Annotated in this window: 18 protein-coding genes, 1 tRNA gene and 1 pseudogene; 11 read left to right on the top strand and 9 right to left on the bottom strand. The window is 63.0% G+C overall.

From position 1 onward, the window contains the following. Window positions 1–97 precede the first annotated feature (97 nt). On the bottom strand, window positions 98–886 hold the full coding sequence (locus KU43P_RS19920; RefSeq protein ID WP_317659160.1) for a hypothetical protein: 789 nt from the start codon (window positions 884–886) through the stop codon (window positions 98–100). An 81-nt stretch (window positions 887–967) separates the two neighbouring features. Further along, window positions 968–1930: an alpha/beta hydrolase gene (locus KU43P_RS19915; RefSeq protein WP_317659159.1), complete on the bottom strand. Its 963-nt coding sequence runs from the start codon at window positions 1928–1930 to the stop codon at window positions 968–970. A 236-nt stretch (window positions 1931–2166) separates the two neighbouring features. On the opposite strand from KU43P_RS19915, the gene aroC reads away from it, so the two are divergent. From aroC to KU43P_RS19900, 3 genes are all read left to right on the top strand, one after another. Further along, the gene (gene aroC / locus KU43P_RS19910; RefSeq protein ID WP_317659158.1) at window positions 2167–3258 is read left to right on the top strand and encodes a chorismate synthase; all 1092 of its coding nucleotides are present in this window, start codon (window positions 2167–2169) and stop codon (window positions 3256–3258) included. Window positions 3259–3390: 132 nt separating this feature from the next. Further along, entirely contained in the window at window positions 3391–4545 is a 1155-nt protein-coding gene (locus KU43P_RS19905) for an MFS transporter (protein ID WP_317659157.1), read from the top strand. Continuing rightward, the gene (locus KU43P_RS19900; RefSeq protein ID WP_317659156.1) at window positions 4545–5081 is read left to right on the top strand and encodes an oxidase; all 537 of its coding nucleotides are present in this window, start codon (window positions 4545–4547) and stop codon (window positions 5079–5081) included. Before KU43P_RS19905 ends, KU43P_RS19900 begins: the two co-directional genes overlap by 1 nt. 122 nt (window positions 5082–5203) lie before the next feature. On the opposite strand, the gene KU43P_RS19895 is transcribed toward KU43P_RS19900, so the two are convergent. Beyond that, window positions 5204–5476: a DUF3509 domain-containing protein gene (locus KU43P_RS19895; protein ID WP_317659155.1), complete on the bottom strand. Its 273-nt coding sequence runs from the start codon at window positions 5474–5476 to the stop codon at window positions 5204–5206. 267 nt (window positions 5477–5743) lie between these two features. On the opposite strand from KU43P_RS19895, the gene KU43P_RS19890 reads away from it, so the two are divergent. Next, entirely contained in the window at window positions 5744–6268 is a 525-nt protein-coding gene (locus tag KU43P_RS19890; protein ID WP_317659154.1) for an ankyrin repeat domain-containing protein, read from the top strand. A gap of 60 nt (window positions 6269–6328) precedes the next feature. Beyond that, on the top strand, window positions 6329–6859 hold the full coding sequence (locus KU43P_RS19885; RefSeq protein WP_317659153.1) for a hypothetical protein: 531 nt from the start codon (window positions 6329–6331) through the stop codon (window positions 6857–6859). Window positions 6860–6979: 120 nt separating this feature from the next. Here KU43P_RS19885 and KU43P_RS19880 read toward each other — a convergent pair whose 3' ends face one another. Further along, window positions 6980–7918 carry a ZIP family metal transporter gene (locus KU43P_RS19880; protein ID WP_317659152.1) on the bottom strand — a complete coding sequence of 313 codons (939 nt, stop codon included), beginning with the start codon at window positions 7916–7918 and terminating at the stop codon, window positions 6980–6982. A 127-nt stretch (window positions 7919–8045) separates the two neighbouring features. Here KU43P_RS19880 and KU43P_RS19875 point away from each other — a divergent pair, with 127 nt between their 5' ends. From KU43P_RS19875 to KU43P_RS19860, 4 genes are all read left to right on the top strand, one after another. Then, complete coding sequence (locus tag KU43P_RS19875) at window positions 8046–8237, top strand: PLD nuclease N-terminal domain-containing protein (protein WP_317659151.1); 192 nt, start codon at window positions 8046–8048, stop codon at window positions 8235–8237. Between the two features lie 144 nt (window positions 8238–8381). Then, the gene (locus tag KU43P_RS19870; RefSeq protein ID WP_317659150.1) at window positions 8382–10436 is read left to right on the top strand and encodes an LTA synthase family protein; all 2055 of its coding nucleotides are present in this window, start codon (window positions 8382–8384) and stop codon (window positions 10434–10436) included. A 152-nt stretch (window positions 10437–10588) separates the two neighbouring features. Next, window positions 10589–10825 carry a hypothetical protein gene (locus KU43P_RS19865; RefSeq protein WP_317659149.1) on the top strand — a complete coding sequence of 79 codons (237 nt, stop codon included), beginning with the start codon at window positions 10589–10591 and terminating at the stop codon, window positions 10823–10825. Window positions 10826–10999: 174 nt separating this feature from the next. Then, window positions 11000–11332 carry a ribonuclease E inhibitor RraB gene (locus KU43P_RS19860; RefSeq protein WP_016391955.1) on the top strand — a complete coding sequence of 111 codons (333 nt, stop codon included), beginning with the start codon at window positions 11000–11002 and terminating at the stop codon, window positions 11330–11332. 117 nt (window positions 11333–11449) lie between these two features. Here the strand turns inward: KU43P_RS19860 and KU43P_RS19855 are convergent, their stop codons facing one another. After that, window positions 11450–12250 carry a cytochrome c gene (locus KU43P_RS19855; protein ID WP_317659148.1) on the bottom strand — a complete coding sequence of 267 codons (801 nt, stop codon included), beginning with the start codon at window positions 12248–12250 and terminating at the stop codon, window positions 11450–11452. 526 nt (window positions 12251–12776) lie between these two features. Here KU43P_RS19855 and KU43P_RS19850 point away from each other — a divergent pair. Then, window positions 12777–13510 (top strand): annotated as a pseudogene (locus KU43P_RS19850) (amidotransferase). Window positions 13511–13596: 86 nt separating this feature from the next. On the opposite strand, the gene KU43P_RS19845 reads toward KU43P_RS19850, so the two are convergent. The 3 genes from KU43P_RS19845 to KU43P_RS19835 form a co-directional block, all read right to left on the bottom strand. Beyond that, the gene (locus KU43P_RS19845) at window positions 13597–14568 is read right to left on the bottom strand and encodes a magnesium and cobalt transport protein CorA (protein WP_317659147.1); all 972 of its coding nucleotides are present in this window, start codon (window positions 14566–14568) and stop codon (window positions 13597–13599) included. Between the two features lie 63 nt (window positions 14569–14631). Continuing rightward, window positions 14632–15351, bottom strand: a complete 720-nt coding sequence (locus tag KU43P_RS19840; protein WP_317659146.1) for a lysophospholipid acyltransferase family protein — start codon at window positions 15349–15351, stop codon at window positions 14632–14634. 120 nt (window positions 15352–15471) lie between these two features. Further along, on the bottom strand, window positions 15472–16161 hold the full coding sequence (locus KU43P_RS19835; protein ID WP_317659145.1) for a crotonase/enoyl-CoA hydratase family protein: 690 nt from the start codon (window positions 16159–16161) through the stop codon (window positions 15472–15474). A gap of 289 nt (window positions 16162–16450) precedes the next feature. Between KU43P_RS19835 and KU43P_RS19830 the strand changes: the two genes are divergently transcribed. Beyond that, window positions 16451–16540 (top strand) — tRNA-Ser (locus KU43P_RS19830). 95 nt (window positions 16541–16635) lie between these two features. Here the strand turns inward: KU43P_RS19830 and KU43P_RS19825 are convergent. Continuing rightward, complete coding sequence (locus KU43P_RS19825; protein WP_317659144.1) at window positions 16636–18774, bottom strand: TonB-dependent siderophore receptor; 2139 nt, start codon at window positions 18772–18774, stop codon at window positions 16636–16638. Window positions 18775–18817: the final 43 nt, after the last annotated feature.

Raw genomic sequence — 18817 nt, 5'->3', positions numbered from 1 at the left:
GGCTGCCTTGCAGCTCAATCGCCGGCAAGCCGGCTCCCACGAGGTCGGCGGTGATCTGATGTGGGAGCCGGCTTGCCGGCGATGCAGGCGACACGGTCTAGCGGGTAGCGATCCAGATCAGCAACCCCGCCTGAAACACCGCAAATGCAACCAGGCAAGTGATGGTAAAGCGCAATCCGCTGTCCTCACGCCGGTACTTGGCCACCCGCTCATCCCGCTCGCGCAACTGCGCCTCCTTCTCCAGCAACTGCTGCTCGGCCTGCTGCAACATGCCAGCGGCTTCCAGCATGTCCACCCGTTGCACCTTCTCGGTATTCCAGCCGTTCTTGAGCTGGCCGACGGTCGTCTCCACGGTGCTGCCCTTCAGGTGCTGCGGGTCGGCATACACCACCTCGAAACCGGTGGCGGTCAGGAAGCGATCCCGGCGCAGGCGGGTGTCTTCGTTCAGCGCATCCCGGTTCGGCAGCGCCATGCCTTCGACGCGGTAGTTCGACCATTTGCGCTGCAGCCACTGCACGGCCTGGCCCATCATGAAACGGCCGAGGCCACGGTTGAGGGGCTCCAGTTGCAGGCCGCTGTCGCTGCCGATGCGAACCAGGCGTTCGGCATGATCGATGCGCACATCCAGTTGGTTCTGTTCCTTGCGCACCTTCTGCCCTGGCAGACGAATCTCCATACGCAGCAGGCTGTGGTTCTTATCGTGGCGCTCGGCGTGGCCGAACTCGACGAAGCGCAGCGGCCGAGCACCGCTGTTGCGGTCGGTGGGCAGCGGCGCCAGGCGCAGGAGCTGGAAGTGTTCGACGGTAAGGTCGGCCCAGGGGAGTGGGGCGCTTTCCGGGGCTTGCGGCTCTTCGGCCGGCTCTACGGCAGCGGGTGCATCGGTCATCAGGGTGTTCTCGCATACAGGCCAATACCGAGCTTATCGGCCGTATCGCCCAGGACGTGAGGCCATTGTGCAGCGATCTCCTCAGGCCGAGGGCAGTTGGTGAATAAAGCTCACCACGCGCTCACCCAGCTCCCGCGCCAGGGGCAGCTCCGGGTTGAGGTAGCTGTCGCGCTGCAGGCGCATTTCCTTGGGGCTAATGCGCAACATGTGGTTCATGCCGTCGATCAGCACCAGCTGGGCGTCCGGCTTGGCCGCCTTGAGGCGCTCGGCATCGACCACATCCACCTGCACGTCATTACGGCCCTGCACGATCAGGGCAGGCATGGGCAGGCGGGCGAAGGCTTGCGCCGGGTCCTGGCGGAACAACGTGATCAGGTAGGGCTGCACACTGGGCCGGAATACCTGGCGTAGGGGCGCAGGCACATCCAGGCTGGTCTGCCCCGCTTGCAGGCGGTCGAGCAGGGCATTGCTGCGTTCGAGCTGCGCCGGTGGCAGGCGCCGTGCCAGTTGCTCACGCACCACATCCGCCATCGGCCGGCCGCTGCCGGCCAGGGTGATCACCGCGCTCGCACCGGCTTGCTCGGCGGCCAGGCTGGCGATCAGTGCGCCTTCGCTGTGGCCGAGCAGGATCAACGGGCCGAAGCGAGGGTCGGCCTTGAGCTTGCGGCTCCAGGCGACCACGTCGGCCACGTAGCGCTCGACGCTGAGGTTGCGTTCATCGGGTGTGGCCGGCTGGCTGGCGGCCACGCCACGCTTGTCGAAGCGCACGCTGGCGATGTGTTCGTTGGCCAGCAGCAGGGCCAGGCGCTTGAGGTTGTCGATGCGCCCCGAGGCCGGGTTGTTGCCATCGCGGTCGGTCGGGCCGGAGCCTGCGATGATCAGCACCACCGGCGGTGGCGTGGCCTGTTGCGGCAGCAGCAGGCTGCCGTGCAGCACGCCCTGGCCGGTGTCCAGGTCGATGGGCCGTTGCAGCACGGTGGGGGAGGCGGCCTGGGCTAGGCCGGCGCAGAGCAGGAAGAGCAGGGCGACGAGGCGCGACATCATGGGGGACTACATGGGTGAGATAGCGGTTTGACACTGTCCTTGCTGGAAGGTTCGGAGGTTGGGGTGTGGCGTGTTGCCTCATCGCCGGCAAGCCGGCTCCCACAGGTTCTCTGCCGCCCTCGAGGGCTTGTGGGAGCCGGCTTGCCGGCGATGAGGCCGGTACAGGCGAGCATTCCTGGTGAAATTTTCCGTATACTGCCGCTTTCGTTCACTTCAGGCAGACTCGCGGAGCGTCCATGTCCGGCAATACCTACGGCAAGCTGTTCACTGTCACCACCGCTGGCGAAAGCCATGGCCCGGCGTTGGTCGCCATTGTCGATGGCTGCCCTCCGGGCCTGGAGATCTCCCTCGCCGACCTGCAGCACGACCTCGACCGGCGCAAGCCCGGCACCAGCCGGCACACCACCCAGCGCCAGGAAGCCGACGAAGTGGAGATCCTCTCCGGCGTCTTCGAAGGCCGCACCACGGGGTGCTCGATCGGCCTGCTGATCCGCAACACCGACCAGAAGTCCAAAGACTACTCGGCCATCAAGGACCTGTTCCGCCCGGCCCATGCCGACTACACCTACCATCACAAGTACGGCATCCGCGACTACCGCGGCGGTGGCCGTAGTTCGGCCCGTGAAACCGCCATGCGCGTGGCGGCCGGCGCCATCGCCAAGAAGTACCTGGCCACCCAGGGCATTCAGGTGCGCGGTTACATGAGCCAGCTGGGCCCGATCGAAATTCCGTTCAAGGGTTGGGAGTCGGTGGAGAACAACGCCTTCTTCAGCCCCGACCCGGACAAGGTGCCTGAGCTCGAGGCTTACATGGATCAACTGCGCCGTGACCAGGACTCGGTCGGGGCGAAGATCACCGTGGTTGCCGAAGGCGTGATGCCGGGCCTGGGTGAGCCGATCTTCGACCGCCTCGATGCCGAGCTGGCCCACGCCCTGATGAGCATCAACGCGGTCAAGGGTGTGGAAATCGGCGCAGGTTTCGCCAGCGTCGCCCAGCGCGGTACCGAGCACCGTGACGAGCTGACCCCGGAGGGTTTCCTCAGCAACAACGCTGGCGGCATTCTCGGCGGTATCAGCTCGGGTCAACCGATCGTCGCCCACCTGGCGCTGAAGCCGACTTCCAGCATCACCGTGCCGGGCCGCTCCATCGATGTTCACGGTAACCCGGTCGACGTCATCACCAAAGGCCGCCACGACCCGTGCGTGGGCATCCGCGCCACGCCGATCGCCGAGGCGATGATGGCCATCGTGCTGATGGATCACCTGCTGCGCCACCGTGCGCAGAATGCCGAGGTGAAGGTCGGTACTCCGGTACTGGGCCAGCTCTGATTCGTCTTTGCCGGCCCTATCGCCGGCAAGCCGGCTCCCACAGGGTCACCACACATCAGTGGGGGTAACTGTGGGAGCCGGCTTGCCGGCGATAGGGCCGGTACAGGCAACCACCCTTCAGGCAGAGCCCCGATGAACCCGATCCCCTACTGGCGCCTGTCCAGCTTCTACCTCTTCTATTTCGCCCTGCTGGGCTCGACGGCCCCCTTCCTGGCCCTCTACTTCGATCACCTCGGCTTCCCACCGGCTCGCATCGGCGAACTCATAGCAATCCCCATGCTGATGCGCTGCATCGCCCCCAATCTGTGGGGCTGGCTGGGCGATCGCAGCGGCCAGCGCCTGCTGATCGTGCGCCTGGGCGCGCTGTCGACCCTGGCCACCTTCTCGCTGATCTTCTTCGGCAAGAGCTACGCCTGGCTGGCGCTGGTGATGGCCCTGCATGCCTTTTTCTGGCACGCGGTACTGCCCCAGTTCGAAGTCATCACCCTGGCCCACCTGCACGGCCAGACCTCACGCTACAGCCAGGTGCGACTGTGGGGCTCGATCGGGTTCATCCTTACCGTGGTCGGCCTGGGGCGGTTGTTCGAATGGTTGAGCCTGGACATCTACCCGGTTGCACTGGTGACGATCATGGCCGGCATCGTCGCCGCCAGCCTTTGGGTGCCCAACGCTCAGCCGGCGGAGCAGGGGGAGCGGCCGGGCGCGGGCGGATTCATACGCCAGTTGCTGGCCCCAGGGGTGGTCGGCTTCTATGTCTGCGTGGCGTTGATGCAGCTCAGTCACGGGCCGTATTACACCTTTCTCACTCTGCACCTGGAGCACCTGGGCTACAGCCGTGGCGCCATCGGCCTGCTGTGGGCGCTGGGGGTGGTGGCCGAAGTGCTGATGTTCATGGTCATGAGCCGCGTCTTCGCCCGCTTCAGCGTGCAGCAGGTGCTGCTGGTCAGCTTCCTGCTGGCAGCGTTGCGCTGGTTGCTGCTGGGTAACCTGGCGGCCGAGCCGGCCGTGCTGATCTTCGCTCAGGTGCTGCATGCGGCCACATTCGGCTGCTTCCATGCCGCGTCCATTGCCTTCGTGCAGGCCAGTTTCGGGGCCCGCCAGCAAGGCCAGGGTCAGGCGTTGTACGCAGCGCTGTCGGGTACGGGCGGTGCGCTTGGGGCGTTGTACTCGGGCTACAGCTGGAAATTGCTGGGGCCGCCCTTCACCTTTGGTATGGCCAGCGCCGCAGCACTGGCAGCAGCCGTTATCATTGCCACTCGTTTGAAATCGACCAGGACAAGCCGCTGATGAGCATCCTCTGTGTTTTCCACCCGTCCAGCCCGGACTTGCCGAACAAAGTGCTGACCCACCACGACGATATCGCCGCGACGCTGGCCGAGCAGGGTGTGCGCTTCACTCACCAGCCGCTGGTCCACCGCGTGCGGCCAGGCACGGGCGAGCAAACGGTGCTGGACGAGTGCCGTGAGCTGCTCGACCAACTGATGACTGCGCACGGCAGTGTGGCCTTGCGCGTACTTGATCGTGACGGCGCGCAGCCGGCGCAGGTCGACCTGCGTGACGAGCACGTCCATGACGCCGAAGAGGTATTTGCGGTAATGACTGGCCGAGCGCAGGTTGGGATGCGCCTGGGTGACAACGTGTATGCGCTGTTGTGCGAGAAGGGCGACCAGCTGGTAGTGCCGGCCAAGACGCGGCGCTGGGTGGAGCTGGGGGATAATCCGTTCTGTGTGGCGCTGCGGCTATTCGCCAGCGAGCAGGGTGTGGAGCCACGGTTTACCGGGGATGAAACGGCCCGGGCGTTCCTCGGGATCGATGAATTGTAGTGTCTGACCGGGCCTCATCGCGGATCAATCCGCTCCTACGACGGTGCCCCGCCATCCCTATGGGCAATGCAGCAACCGTGCGTAGGAGCGGATTTATCCGCGAGAGGCCGGCACAGACAAACTCAACGATAGGTCGGCAGAGCAAACCGCTGCTGGCTCTGCAGCATCGAAATCACCGGCAGTTCACTGGCCTGTTCAGCCAAGTCACGGCGAATGGCGCTGATCGCCCAGGACAGCTGTTCGGCGCTGTGCAGTTGCCCGTAGGTCAGTACCCGGCGGGTCACTTTGCCGTCAGCGGCGCGAAGGGTCAGCAGGATGCCACCATCGGGGCGAGGCTGGGTGGCGACCTGGTAGGCCGAGAACACCGAGACGAACTTTTCCTGGATGAGGTCCATATCAACTCCTGACTGTAAGGTGGGCAGACGTGAGTTGATTGTTGCAGTGACCGTGCCAGCTTCTGTGATTGATAAAATTCCTTTAAATTCAATTGCTTATGATATTTCTCTAGAGCATGTATCGTGCAGGCTGCATGGTCGTGCATTTTGCACAGTGCATTTTGCACGAAGGGGGCAGACCCTATCGGCCCCATAGATTCTGAACCTTTGACCCTGTGGCCGTGCCTGACAAACACTTGGGCAATCTTTTCTGCCAGGAGGTTCCAGATGTCCGAACAACACGCTCCCGCCGCCATGACCGATGATGAGACAGCGGCGTTCGCCGAACAGGTATTCGAGCGCGCCCGCCAAGGCGACTCCGTCATGCTCGAGCGGCTATTGGCCAGCGGCCTGCCGGCCAATCTGCGTAACCACAAGGGCGACACCCTGCTGATGCTGGCCAGTTACCACGGCCACCATGACGCAGTGCAGGTGCTGCTGGCGCACGGCGCCGACCCGCTGATCGCCAACGACAACGGCCAGTTGCCGATTGCCGGTGCGGCGTTCAAGGGCGACCTGGCAATGATCCGCGTGCTGCTGGAGCACGGCGTGCCGGTGGACGCTGCCGCTCAGGACGGGCGCACCGCACTGATGCTCGCGGCCATGTTCAACCGCGGCGAGATCCTCGACTACCTGCTGGCCCACGGCGCCGACCCGGCGCACCAGGATGCCCGTGGTGTCACCGCACTGATGGCGGCCCAGACAATGGGCGCGGTAGAGGCAGCGGCACGCCTGCAGGCGCTGGCCGGCTAACCGTTCGGGGGCGTTTGCGGCTATCCTTGGCGACTTTTCACCTGTCGCAGGCCCCCGTTCATGAAAAACCAGTTGCTCGAATTCATCCGCCTCATCGCCGCTGGCTGCATGCGCGATGAAGACATCGAGCGCATCGCCGACGAGGCCGCCCAGGCCTACGCCGACCCCGTCGCTTTCCTGGCCGCCAACCCCGACATCAACTACGACGACAGCTTCCCGATCCCGCTGGGTGAGTGGGTGGTGCTCGGCAGCCTGCCCGATACCGTGGTGTTTCAGGCCGACAGCTATCAAGAGCTGTTCCAGCACATCAGCGACTCCTTCGACAAGACCGTGCCGTTCACCCTCAAGCCCAAGCAATTGGCGCGCACTGAGCCGCTGACTGCGCTCAACCGAATCCAGGTACAGATGGGCGCGCTGAACAAGGAGGCAGGTGGGTACGTGCTTCTTAACTTCAGCCAGTTGCTCGATGACGAGCTGCAGATGGTGATGGTGGGCCAGCACGACCTGGCGCGCGTGCTGGAGCTGGGCGGCGAGGTAGGTATCAAGGTGGAGCCGGCGCTCGAGGCGTTGAAGGTTGCTGTTCACGTCTGAGTGGCTGGGATGGTTGCACTGCCCCTATCACCGGCAAGCCGGCTCCCACAGGTAAACCACAGCTGTTCCTTGTGGAAGCCGGCTTGCCGGCGATAGGGCAGCCATGGCCAACCCAAACCCTCAGCCCAGCGCCGTATCCAGAAACATCATCACCGCAAAGCCACCCATCAGCCCCAAGGTCGCCGCCGTCTGGTGTCCATTGCGATGGGTTTCGGGAATCACCTCGTGGGAAACCACGAAAATCATCGCTCCTGCCGCCAGCCCCATGCTGATCGGGTAGGCCAGAGCGAAGCCGGTGGAAATTCCCAGGCCGATCACCGCGCCCAACGGTTCCATCAGGCCCGACCCGATCGCCACCAGTGCCGCCTTCAAGTTCGAAAGCCCGGTGGCGCGCAATGCCAGGGCCACGGCCAGGCCTTCGGGGATGTCCTGGATGGCGATGGCACTGGTCAACGGCAGGCCGATGTTCATGTCGCCATTGGCGAAGCTCACGCCGATGGCCATGCCCTCGGGCAGGTTGTGCAGGGTGATCGCCAGCACGAACAGCCATACCCGGCTGATGCGCTCCGCCTCGGGGCCGCAGGGGCCTGTGCTTTCGTGTTCATGCGGGGTGAAGCGGTCCAGGCCGAGCATCAACAACACGCCAAGGCCCATGCCCAGTACCACGGTAAAGGCTGCGGCCGGCCCGTTGCCGGTGATCTCGCGGGCGGCATCCAGGCCCGGCAGAATCAACGAGAAGGAGCTGGCCGCCAGCATCATGCCGGCGGCGAAGCCCAGCATCACGTCCTGGCTGCGGGCGCTGACATCGCGCAGCACCACGGCCAGGACCGCGCCCAGTGCCGTGGCACCGAAACCGGAAAGGCCGCCGAGCACCGCCAGGTGCAGGTTGTCGGCATGGTCGCCATGAATGGCGTTCCAGAAGCTCGCCGCCAGCAGCACGATCACTGCCAGCAGGCTCACGCCCAGGCCGGCGCTGAGCCACGGAGTGTTGATCGCCTGCTGCCGCCAGGCGTTCAGCAGGGAAGGCGGGGCGGTGCTTTGGGTGTGGGCTGGGGGCATGGGCACCTCGAACTGATGGATACAGGCAGTCTATCCAGTGACCGGCGTGGGTGGCCAAGGATTCCCTTCTATCGACCTGATAGCTGACTATGCTCAGCCTCATCAGCCTTCAATGGGAGTGATTGGCATGGGTTCGACGTTCAATGGCCTGGTCGGCCTGATCATCCTGGCCCTGGATATCTGGGCAATTCTCAATGTGATCAAGAGTGGCAGCGAAGTGGGGATCAAGGTGCTGTGGATCCTGCTGATCGCCTTGTTACCGGTGCTAGGGCTGGTGATCTGGGCAATCGCCGGGCCGCGGGGCAATGTACGGGTCTGAAATGCCCGTCACAGACAAAATCAGCAACAGAGCCGTGACAAAATTTTCACATTGGTTTAAACAGAATCCGCACCCGCACAATGCTGCGTTGGTCTAGCACCAGCGCCATCTCCGCAAACCCGCAATCCTAGGACTTCCTCTTTCATGGCTAACACGGATGCCTTGAAGCAACAGGGCGCGCGAGCTTTCACGCCGACCTTGAAATCGCACCTGGCCTATACGCTGCTCAGCGGCCTGGTAATCATGTTGATGCTCAGCCTGGTGCGCCTGGCGCTGCTGGTCTACAACAGCGACATGATCGGCGACACCCCTTACTCGACAGTCGCCGAAGGCTTCCTCAACGGCCTGCGCTTCGACCTGCGCGTAGTGGTGTACCTGAGCATCCCGCTGCTGCTGGCGATTCTCAGCCCATGGGCCATGGCCCAGCGCGGCCTGTTCCGTTTCTGGCTGACGCTCTCCTCGAGCGTGGTGATGTTCCTCGGCCTGATGGAGATGGACTTCTACCGCGAATTCCACCAGCGCCTCAACGGCCTGGTCTTCCAGTACATCAAGGAAGATCCGAAAACCGTGCTGAGCATGCTCTGGTACGGTTTCCCGGTGGTTCGCTACATCCTTGCCTGGCTGTTCGGCACCTGGCTGCTGAGCCTGCTGTTCAAAGGCATCGATCGCCTGACCCGGGGCAATGGCCTGCAACGTGTGGCTCCCTGGTACAACCGTCTGGCAGTGTTCATGGTGATCCTGCTGGTGGCCGTGGTCGCCGCCCGTGGCACCCTGCGCCAGGGCCCGCCCATGCGCTGGGGTGATGCCTTCACCACTGACTCCAACTTCGTCAACCAACTGGGCCTGAACGGCACCCTGACCCTGATCGACGCTGCCAAGAGCCGTTTCGGCGAAGACCGCGCCAACATCTGGAAGCCGGTGCTCGATCAGAACCTGGCCACCCAGACCGTGCGCGAGCACCTGCTGACCCCCTACGACACCCTGGTCGATGCCGACGAGGCCGCCATCCGCCGTGACTTCGTGCCGCCGGCCGAGCGTACCCTGCCGATCAAGAACGTCGTGGTGATCCTGATGGAAAGCTTCGCCGGCCACTCGGTAGGTGCACTGGGCAGCCCGAACAACATCACCCCGTACTTCGACAAGCTGGCCAAGGAGGGTCTGCTGTTCGACCGCTTCTTCTCCAACGGCACCCATACCCACCAGGGCATGTTCGCCACCATGGCCTGCTTCCCCAACCTGCCGGGCTTCGAATACCTGATGCAGACGCCGGAAGGCGGCCACAAGCTGTCCGGCCTGCCAGCGCTGCTCAGCGCCCGCGACTACGACGATGTCTACGTCTACAACGGTGACTTCGCCTGGGACAACCAGTCCGGTTTCTTCGGCAACCAAGGCATGACCACCTTCATCGGCCGTAACGACTTCGTCAACCCGGTGTTCTCCGACCCGACCTGGGGCGTGTCCGACCAGGACATGTTCGACCGTGGCAACGAGGAGCTGGCCAAGCACGACGGCAAGAAGCCGATCTACGCGCTGCTGCAGACCCTGTCCAACCACACGCCATATGCGTTGCCAAAAGACCTGCCGGTCGAGAAGGTCACAGGCCAAGGCCGCCTGGACGAGCACCTGACCGCCATGCGCTACTCCGACTGGGCCCTGGGCCAGTTCTTCGAGAAAGCGCGTAAGGAGCCGTACTTCAAGGACACCCTGTTCGTCATCGTCGGTGACCACGGTTTCGGCAACCAGCAGCAGGTCACCGAACTCGACCTGGGCCGCTTCAACGTACCGCTGTTGCTCATCGCTCCGGGCATCCAGGAGAAGTTCGGCGCGGTCAACCACACCGTGGGTACCCAGGTCGACATCGTGCCGACCATCATGGGCCGCCTCGGTGGTGAGGCCCGCCACCAGTGCTGGGGCCGCGACCTGCTCAACCTGCCTGAGGGCGACCAGGGCGTGGGCATGATCAAGCCGTCGGGCAGCGAGCAGATCGTCGGCCTGGTGCAGGGTGATCGCATCCTCATCGAGTCGAAGGACATGACCCCGCGCATGTACCGCTACCAGCTGGGTCGCGAGTTCAAGGCCGAGCTGATCGAGAGCCCGGACCAACCGGAGATGCTCAAGAAGCTCGAGGCATACATCCAGACCGCGACCAAGAGCCTGCTGGACAACACTGCCGGTGTCGTGCACGGCACACCTAAGTAAGTGAATCCATCGCCGGCAAGTCGGCTCCCTGTGGGAGCAGGCTTGACGGCGATGGGGCCACCCCTGAATGCAACTGACTGAACAAACCCCCTGGCCCACGGTCAAGCTATTACAGGCATCACCCCCGATGTTCTCCGCTTGAGGGCTATTCGATGAAAGAGTGGGAAGTCATCTTTGCCGACCAGAAAGGCGAGCCGACCACACTGCTGATGCACGGTGAACAGTGCCCCAGCGAGGAAGAAGCGGCCCGCGCCATTCGTTCGCATCTGTTTCCGGTCATGGATGAGCTGGACCTCAACGACTTCCAGGACCGCGCCCCATCCCCTACTGCACGCTGGCTCAAGGAGCAGAACGGCGTGATCATCACCAGTATCAAAGCAGCTTCCTGACCCACAGGTTGGCGTGGTGCCCATGCAGGCACTACGCTGGTGGGAGGTGTCGGCCTTTTCTGCGGGGCCACACCCATTCGGTTCGCGTCTTGCATCAGCTCGATCTGCCGGTCGTTTCGGCAGGTGCGTAGTGCACGGAAAGTCTATCCATCGCTTTATTCGGGAGGACGATTCATGAGCAGCCAGAACGACGATATCAGCAGCAATGTCCTGCGCCAGATGAAAGCTGGCGGTTTCGACTTCACCCGTATCCATCCCATCGAGTTCTACGCGGTATTTGCCGACGAAGCCAATGCGCGCCGGGCGGCTGGGCAGTTTCGTGGCGAATCGCTCAATGCCCAGGTCCACGAACGGGATGATGGCGTGTGGCACCTGGAGCTGAGCAAGGTCATGTATGCCACTTACGGCGGCATCGGTGACTTCGAGGAAGCGTTCGAGCAGGTTGTTTCACCTTACGGCGGAGAGGTCGAAGGGTGGGGCGTCAAGCACGAACGGCCGATTGCCTGAATACCCAAAAGGGGCTGCTCTGCAGCCCAATCGCCGGCAAGCCGGCTCCCACAGGTACTGCGCAGCACTCAAGAACTGCGCGGCACTTATGGGAGCCGGCTTGCCGGCGATTCGCCCTCAAGGCTTGCGCTTGGCCATATGCCCCAGATAAGCCAACAAGGCATCCAGCTCCTGCTCGCTCAACACGCTTTCGGCAAAGCCCGGCATCCGCGCCTGTGGCCACCGCCGCAAGCTCTGCGGGTCGCGAATGTACTGGCGCAGGAACGCCGGCTGGAAGTATTCGGTCGGGTTGTGCGGCACATTCAAGTCCGGCCCGAACTGCGCATCGCCCGCGCCATTGAGCCGGTGGCAGGCCAGGCAGTTCTGCTGGAACAAGGCAAAACCCTGGCGCACACGGTCGCCAGTCGGCAGCTTCGGGTCTGGCAGCAATGCCGGGAAGCGTTGTTCGACAGGGGCCAGACGGCGGATCGTGGTGATCTGGAACGGCCACTGCTCTGGGCGGATGCCGCTTGCCTGAGGGTCGGTCCACACCAGGTAGAACGGCCCGGCACTGGGTTTGCCATCGCCCAGCGGGGGCCACGGTTTGGCCGAGTCTTCGACTGCCAGCCAGGCGCGTGCCGGGCCGTTCTGCAGTAGCGGTGCGGCGGGCATCTCGGCGGCGAAGCCATCCAGTGCCACGGCCTGCAGGTGGTCATCGGCACCAATGCCCGGCAACAGCGTTGCAAGTGGCACCGCGCGATAGCGCATGGGTCGCTTGTAGGAAACGTCTTGGTCGATGCTGATTTCGCGGGCCTGCGGCAGGCTCATCAATTCGGTACTGTCCAGCTGGCGTGGCGCGCCACCCAGTTCCAGGTGCAGCTGCGCCGCCGACAGCGGCAGGCTCGATAGCAAGGCAAGCAGGGCAAGGCAACGGTGCATGGGCAATCTCCGACCATCAAGGCCGGCAGGTTACCTGTGCATTGCCTGAGAAGGCCACAGCCACCGTCATCCGAACAAGCGTGTAAGGTTCGGCAGAATCAGCAGCAGCGTAGTGGCGAACAGAATGAGCCCAGCTTGGCGAAGTTTCGATTGTCTGAACATGGCGGACCGCCTTCTTGTTGTTATTCCTGAATACCCGTTGGCTTCCCTGTCGCGCTTCGGGTCGATCACAGTGGCGTGATGCACGCCGATACTGCATGCCTCTTTGAAATCGATATACAACCAACAGTAGGGGCTGCGTCATCCCTGTTTCAGAACCCTTTGTTCTATTAGTTCGAATTAAAATCGCGTCGTGCTATGAGGCCATTGGCCATTTCGCTGGCACGTCCTGACTAGACGCCCGCGAAACTGCCATCGACAGTCCGACAAAATGTGACCGTTCGTCAGTGCAGCCTACTTGCTTGTACGTGCCTTTCGCGTCAGTCTTTACACCAGATTCCCACCCATGTCGTTCAGGACTATCCCTATGTCGTTACGCATCTGCATCCTTGAAACCGATGTCCTGCGACCGGAGTTGACCGCGCAGTACCAGGGCTACGGAAGGATGTTCGAGCAGCTCTTCTCGCGGCAGCCGATCGCAGCCGAGTTTTGTGTGTACAACGTGATGAACGGCGACTACCCCCCGACGGCGAACGCTTCGATGCCTACCTGGTGACCGGCAGCAAGGCTGACTCGTTCGGCGACGATCCGTGGATCCAGACGCTGAAGGCGTACCTGCTCAAGCTGTACGGGCGTGGCGAGAAGCTGCTGGGCGTGTGCTTCGGCCACCAGTTGCTGGCCCTGACCCTGGGTGGCAAGGCCGAGCGTGCCGACAAAGGTTGGGGCGTGGGCATTCACCGTTATTCGCTGGCGGCCCATGCGCCGTGGATGGATCCGGAAGTGTCCGAGCTGACCTTGCTGATCAGCCACCAGGACCAGGTGACCGAACTGCCAGAGGGCGCCACGGTGATCGCTTCGAGCGATTTCTGCCCGAACGCGGCTTATCACATTCGCGACCAGGTGCTGTGCTTCCAGGGTCACCCTGAGTTCGTTCACGACTATTCGCGGGCGCTGCTCGATGCGCGTCAGGATTACCTGGGTGACGAGGTGTACCACAAGGCGGTGGCGAGCCTGGCTACCGAGCACCAGGGTGACTTGGTAGGGGAGTGGATGATGCGTTTCGTCCAGCAGTCGGGCAAGGCCAAGGACAGCGCGGCCTGATCATATGCAGCCCAATCGCCGGCAAGCCGGCTGCCACAGGTACCGCACCGAACCCTGTGGGAGCCGGCTTGCCGGCGATGAGGCCTTTACAGCCACCCAGATTTCTTGAAACTGGCAAAAAGCCCCGCACACCCCAGCCCGATCACCCCAAGCACCCCGAAATACCCGTAATGCCAGCCCAGCTCTGGCATGTTCTGGAAGTTCATCCCGTAAATCCCGGCAATCGCCGTAGGGAATGCCAGGATCGCCGCCCAAGCCGCGAACTTGCGCTGCACGATGCTTTGCCGCGACGACTCCAGCAGCATGCCGATCTCGATGGTCTGGCTGGCGATGTCGCGAATCCCGGCCAGGTCTTCCATCTGCCGCGTGACATGGATCTGCACATCACGAAAGTACGGGCGCATGTTCTTGTCGATGAACGGGAAACTCAGCCGCTGCAGTTCCTCGCTCACTTCCACCATCGGCGCCACGTAGCGCCGCAGCCGCAGGAGGTCGCGGCGCAGACCGTGCAGACGGCGAATGTCTTCTTCCTGCAGTGAGCCGCCCAGCACGCTTTGCTCCAGCTCCTCGATTTCGCCATGGATCGCCTCGCTGACGGGCTGGTAGTTCTCGGTAACGAAGTCGAGCAGGGCATACAGCACGAAATCCTCGCCATGCTCCAGCAGCAGCGGCCGCGCTTCGCAGCGCTGGCGCACCAGGGCATAGGATTTCGAGTGGCCGTTTCGGCAGGTGATGATGTAGCCGTTGCCGGCAAAGATGTGGGTTTCGATGAACTCCAGCTTGCCTTCATGGCGCACTGGCGAATAGGTGACGATGAACAGTGCATCGCCGAAGGTTTCCAGCTTGGGCCGGCTGTGCTTTTCCAGCGCGTCCTCGATGGCCAGTTCGTGCAGGCCGAACTGCCGCTGCAGGTTGGCCAGCTCTTCGGCGTTGGGTTCTTCCAGGCCTATCCAGACGAAATGCCCCGGCTTGCGTGCCCATTCGCTGCCTTCGTCGATGCTGATGTTGGTGACCTTCCTGCCGGCGGCGTACACCGCCGATGCCACGACTCGACCCATGGTGATCCACTTGTTCGGTTGCACACGGGTTACAGCTTGGGCTGTAGTGGTCTGTAAGGCAACCTAGTGGTGAGGCAGTTCACCTTCCATGCGGTCGATGCACTGCTGCATCTGCGTGCGGCACTGATCGATCAGCGCCGGCAGGTCCTGCTGGTTGAGCCCGGCAGTGGCAATTGGCGGCAGCGAACGCACGATCACCGTGCGCTTGCGCCAGCTATTGAGGCCAAGGCGCCGGGTATAGCGGCTGACGCACACCGGCACGATCGGCACGCCGGCCTCGATGGCCATGTGGAAAGCACCTTTCTTGAAGGCCAGCAACTGTTCCCGAGGGTTGCGCGTGCCCTCCGGGAAGATCCAGATCGAGGTGTCGTCACGCAGGATGCGGGTAGTCACCTGCATGGCCTTGCGTGCTTGGTAGGCATTGCTGCGGTCGATCAGCACGTTACCGCCGAGCCAGAACAGTTGGCCGAACAGCGGAATCCAGCCCAGGCTCTTCTTGCCGATGGCGACGGTGCGTTGTGGCACCACGTGGCCCAGGATGAACAGGTCGAAGTTGGATTGGTGATTGGCGATGATCACGCAGCCTGGCGGCTGGTCCCACAGCGGGCCGACTTCGGTCTTGACCTTGATGCGCATCAGCCAGGTGGCCGGGATGCTGTACAGGCGGGCGAATACGCGGCTGTTGTCGCGGTTGAAGGGGCGCAGCAGGCCGATCAGCAGGCCGATCACACCGACGAGGAGAAAGTGCAGCGCCAGCAGGAGCATGCGAAGGGAGTAGAGCATTGTACAACTCACACCAGACAGTCGCGGCGCAGTGTACGGCTGTGCACTGGTTGGGGCAAACCTTGGTGTGTGTTCTGTAATGGCCCTATCGCTGGCGAGCCGGCGATAGGGCACAGCAGGTCAGCCCATATGCCCCTGATCCAGCACGATCGCTTCATCCAGGGCATCGAGCAGCCCCTTGCGCACTTTCAGCTTGGTGTTCTTGTGCGCCAGCATGTTCAGCTTCTTCAGCTCACGCGCCGTAGCCAAGGCTGTTTCCAGCAGCTGTTCGGCCGGCACTACCTTGTCCAGGAATCCGGCATCCAGCGCATCTTTGGGGTCGAACATCTCGGCATTGATCACCGAGCGGTGGAAGGCCGAGCGGCGCAGGCGGTCGCGTGCCAGTTCGATGCCGGCGTGGTGCATGGTCATGCCGATCTGCACTTCGTTCAGGCCGATCTTGTAGGGGCCTTCGACGCCGATGCGGTAGTCGGCCGACAGCAGCAGGAAAGCCCCTTTGGCCACCGCATGGCCAGGGCAGGCCACGATCACCGGGAACGGGTGCGCCAGCAGGCGACGGGCCAGGGTGGAACCGGCGGTGACCAGGCCGACCGCTTGCTGCGGGCCCGAGGTCATCACCTTGAGGTCGTAGCCGCCCGAGAGGATCCCCGGCTGGCCGGTGATGATCACCACCGCGCGTTCCTGGGTAGCACGGTCCAGTGCGGCATTGAATGCAGCGATGACATCGGGAGAAATCGCGTTGACCTTGCCGTTGTTCAGGGTCAGGGTGGCGATGCCGTCTTCGGCGTGGTAAGTAATCAGCTCGCTCATGACAGAGTCCTTTAGGTGGCGTGGCGACGACGTTACCCAGCGGCGGGGATCAGGTAAAGCAGCAAGACTGACCGGCCAGTCAGCGGGCAGGCGCCACGCCTTGCCGCACCGGGGCAGAGCGATCCCGGGCCGTAAAAGCGCAGGCGAGATTGGCAGCATTGCCCTGGCAGCCTGGGTTTTTCAGTGGATGGGCTTAAATGCATGAAAAATTTGAAAAAAATGCTTGCCAAAGAAAAGCGCTTCCACTAAATTAGCGCGCCTCGACAGGGTGAAAGCCTTGAAGAGAAACGGTGAAGTGTCCGAGTGGTCGAAGGAGCACGCCTGGAAAGTGTGTATACGAGAAATCGTATCAAGGGTTCAAATCCCTTCTTCACCGCCACATTCTGCGAAGAGCCCCCGAGCTGAAGAGTTCGGGGGCTTTTTGCATTCTGGGCCCTGTGCCGCGAAAGGGCCGCAAAGCGGCCCCTAAAAATCTCAGAACGAAACCGAAGCCGACAAACGTGCCGTGCGCGGCGCCCCCTGGAACAGGTAGTTGTCGCCCAGGTAATCCCCCACATCCCGCCAGTAACGCTTGTCGAACACGTTATCCACCGTTAGCCGCAACACAGTGTCGCAACCCCCGATGCGCGTGCGATATCGGCTGCCGACATCGAATACGGTATAGCCACCGACCTCGACATTGCCCGCCTGGCTTGCGTACTTGCTGGCGCTGTAACGTGCGCCGCCAAGCAACGCCAGGCCTGGCACTGGCAAGCTGTAGTCGGCCTGCAAGGCGGCGCGCAGGTTCGGCACGTTGATCGCCTGATGGCCTTCGTAGGCACCGGTGTCGCTGTTCTCGACGCGGGCACGTATCGCTGCGACGCTGGCCTGGAGCTGCAGGTTCGAGGTCACCCAACCAAGGGCACCCAGCTCCAGGCCGATATTCTTCTGCTGGCCCTGCTGCACGTAGGTAAAGCTGCCGTCACCTTCCGGCCGTGCGTACTGGTATGCCTGGCGAATCTGGAACAAGGCGGCACTGACGCTCATCGCCTGCCAATCGCGCTTGATCCCCACCTCCAATTGGTGGGAGAGGGTGGGCGCGAGAATTTCTGCCGCATTGCTGGCAAACCAGGGCGCGGTGCCGCCTGCCGATAATCCCTTGGCATAGCTGGCATACAGCGTGGTATCGGGCCGCGGCTTGTAGATCAGCGCGGCATTGGGCAGCAACTGGTATTGCCGGGTATGTCGCCCGGCGACGCCATTCTCGTCCCAGGTCTTTTCGTCCAGGCGCACTTCGCGGGCACCGAGCACGGTCTGCCACTGCTCGCTGAAGGTGATGCGGTCACTGATGAACAGCCCATACTGGCGGCTGTCGAGGCGGCGTTCGCTGGCGCCTGTCGGTTTGTCGGAAGGTGGCACTGCCGGCGCACCGGTGTAGATGTTGCCGCTGCCGACCAGCTCGTTGTAGTAGGGGCGTTGGTCGAGGGTGCGGCGTTGCGCGCTGCTGCCCAGGGTCAGCTCATGGCCGACGCCGAATGCGTCGAACCGGCCGTTGAGCATGGCCTGGGCTTCATCGATGCGGCGTGTGTCGTCGGGGCTGCGGAAATCGTAGATGTCGTAGTCGCCATCCGGGCTGAAGTGGGACTGCCAACCGCCTTCGCTGCCCCAGGCAAAGGCGCTGTAGTCATCGATAACCACCTTGCTGCGCGAGCCGCTCAAGGTGCCGGTCCAGGCATCGTTGAAGCGGTACTCGAAGCGCCCGCCCAGGTTCAGCGAATCGCTTTGCACAGGCTTTGCCCACTGCTGGTAGGCCAGGCGATCTTCCGGGTCGACGCCGTGGGGCAGGGCAGTGCCACCAAGCAGTTGATAGCCAGGCACCGAGCGTTGCTCGCGGTGCTGATATTCGGCATCGAGCTGCAGGGTGGCATCCGGGTTGATCTGCCAGTCGAACGCCAGCGAAGCGAAGTCACGCTTGCCGTCGGCGTGGTCGACATAGGAACGGATGTCCTCATGGGCGAGGTTGGCGCGCAGGCCGAACTGGCGCTCGCTGCCGAACCAGCCACCGAGGTCGGTGGCCAGGTAGCGTTCACCCTGTTCATTGGTCGAGACCGTCACGCTGCGCACATCCGCGGCGCGCTTGGTCACGTAGTTGATCAACCCGCCGGGCTCCGATACACCGCTTTGCAGCCCGGACAAACCCTTGAGCAGTTCCACCTGCTGCTTGTTTTCCAGCGCCACGTTCTGCTCGCCCGCGATGGTCTGGCCATTGATGCGATAGCTGCTGGCAGCGTTGAGCTCGAAACCACGCACGTTGAAGTTTTCGTAGTAGCCGATAGGTGCGTAGCTTTCGCCGACCGAGGCATCGCTTTGCAAAACCTGGCTGAGCAGGCGCACCTGGCGGTCTTCGATCAGCTGCTGGTTGAATACGCTGACCGCCGCAGGCGTGTCGAGCAGCGGTGCGGCCTGGAACCCGCCCACCGACGCTTCCCGCGTCTGGTAGCCCTCATCACCGTAGGTATCGGAAACCTGCACGGGGGCCAGGATGACACTGTCTTCGGCCGTAGCATGCGGGCACTGCAAGGCCAGGCCCAGGCTGAGCAGGCTCAGGGGCAGGCGGGGGTGGGGCAGGGGCATTACCGGAGTCCTTGAGTGGCGTTAACCGCACTGAGCCAGGGTG

The organism is Pseudomonas sp. KU43P (genome assembly GCF_033095865.1).
Lineage (GTDB): Bacteria > Pseudomonadota > Gammaproteobacteria > Pseudomonadales > Pseudomonadaceae > Aquipseudomonas.
The sequence above is the reverse complement of the archived record's forward strand: the minus strand, read 5'-3'. Positions and strand labels throughout refer to the sequence as shown.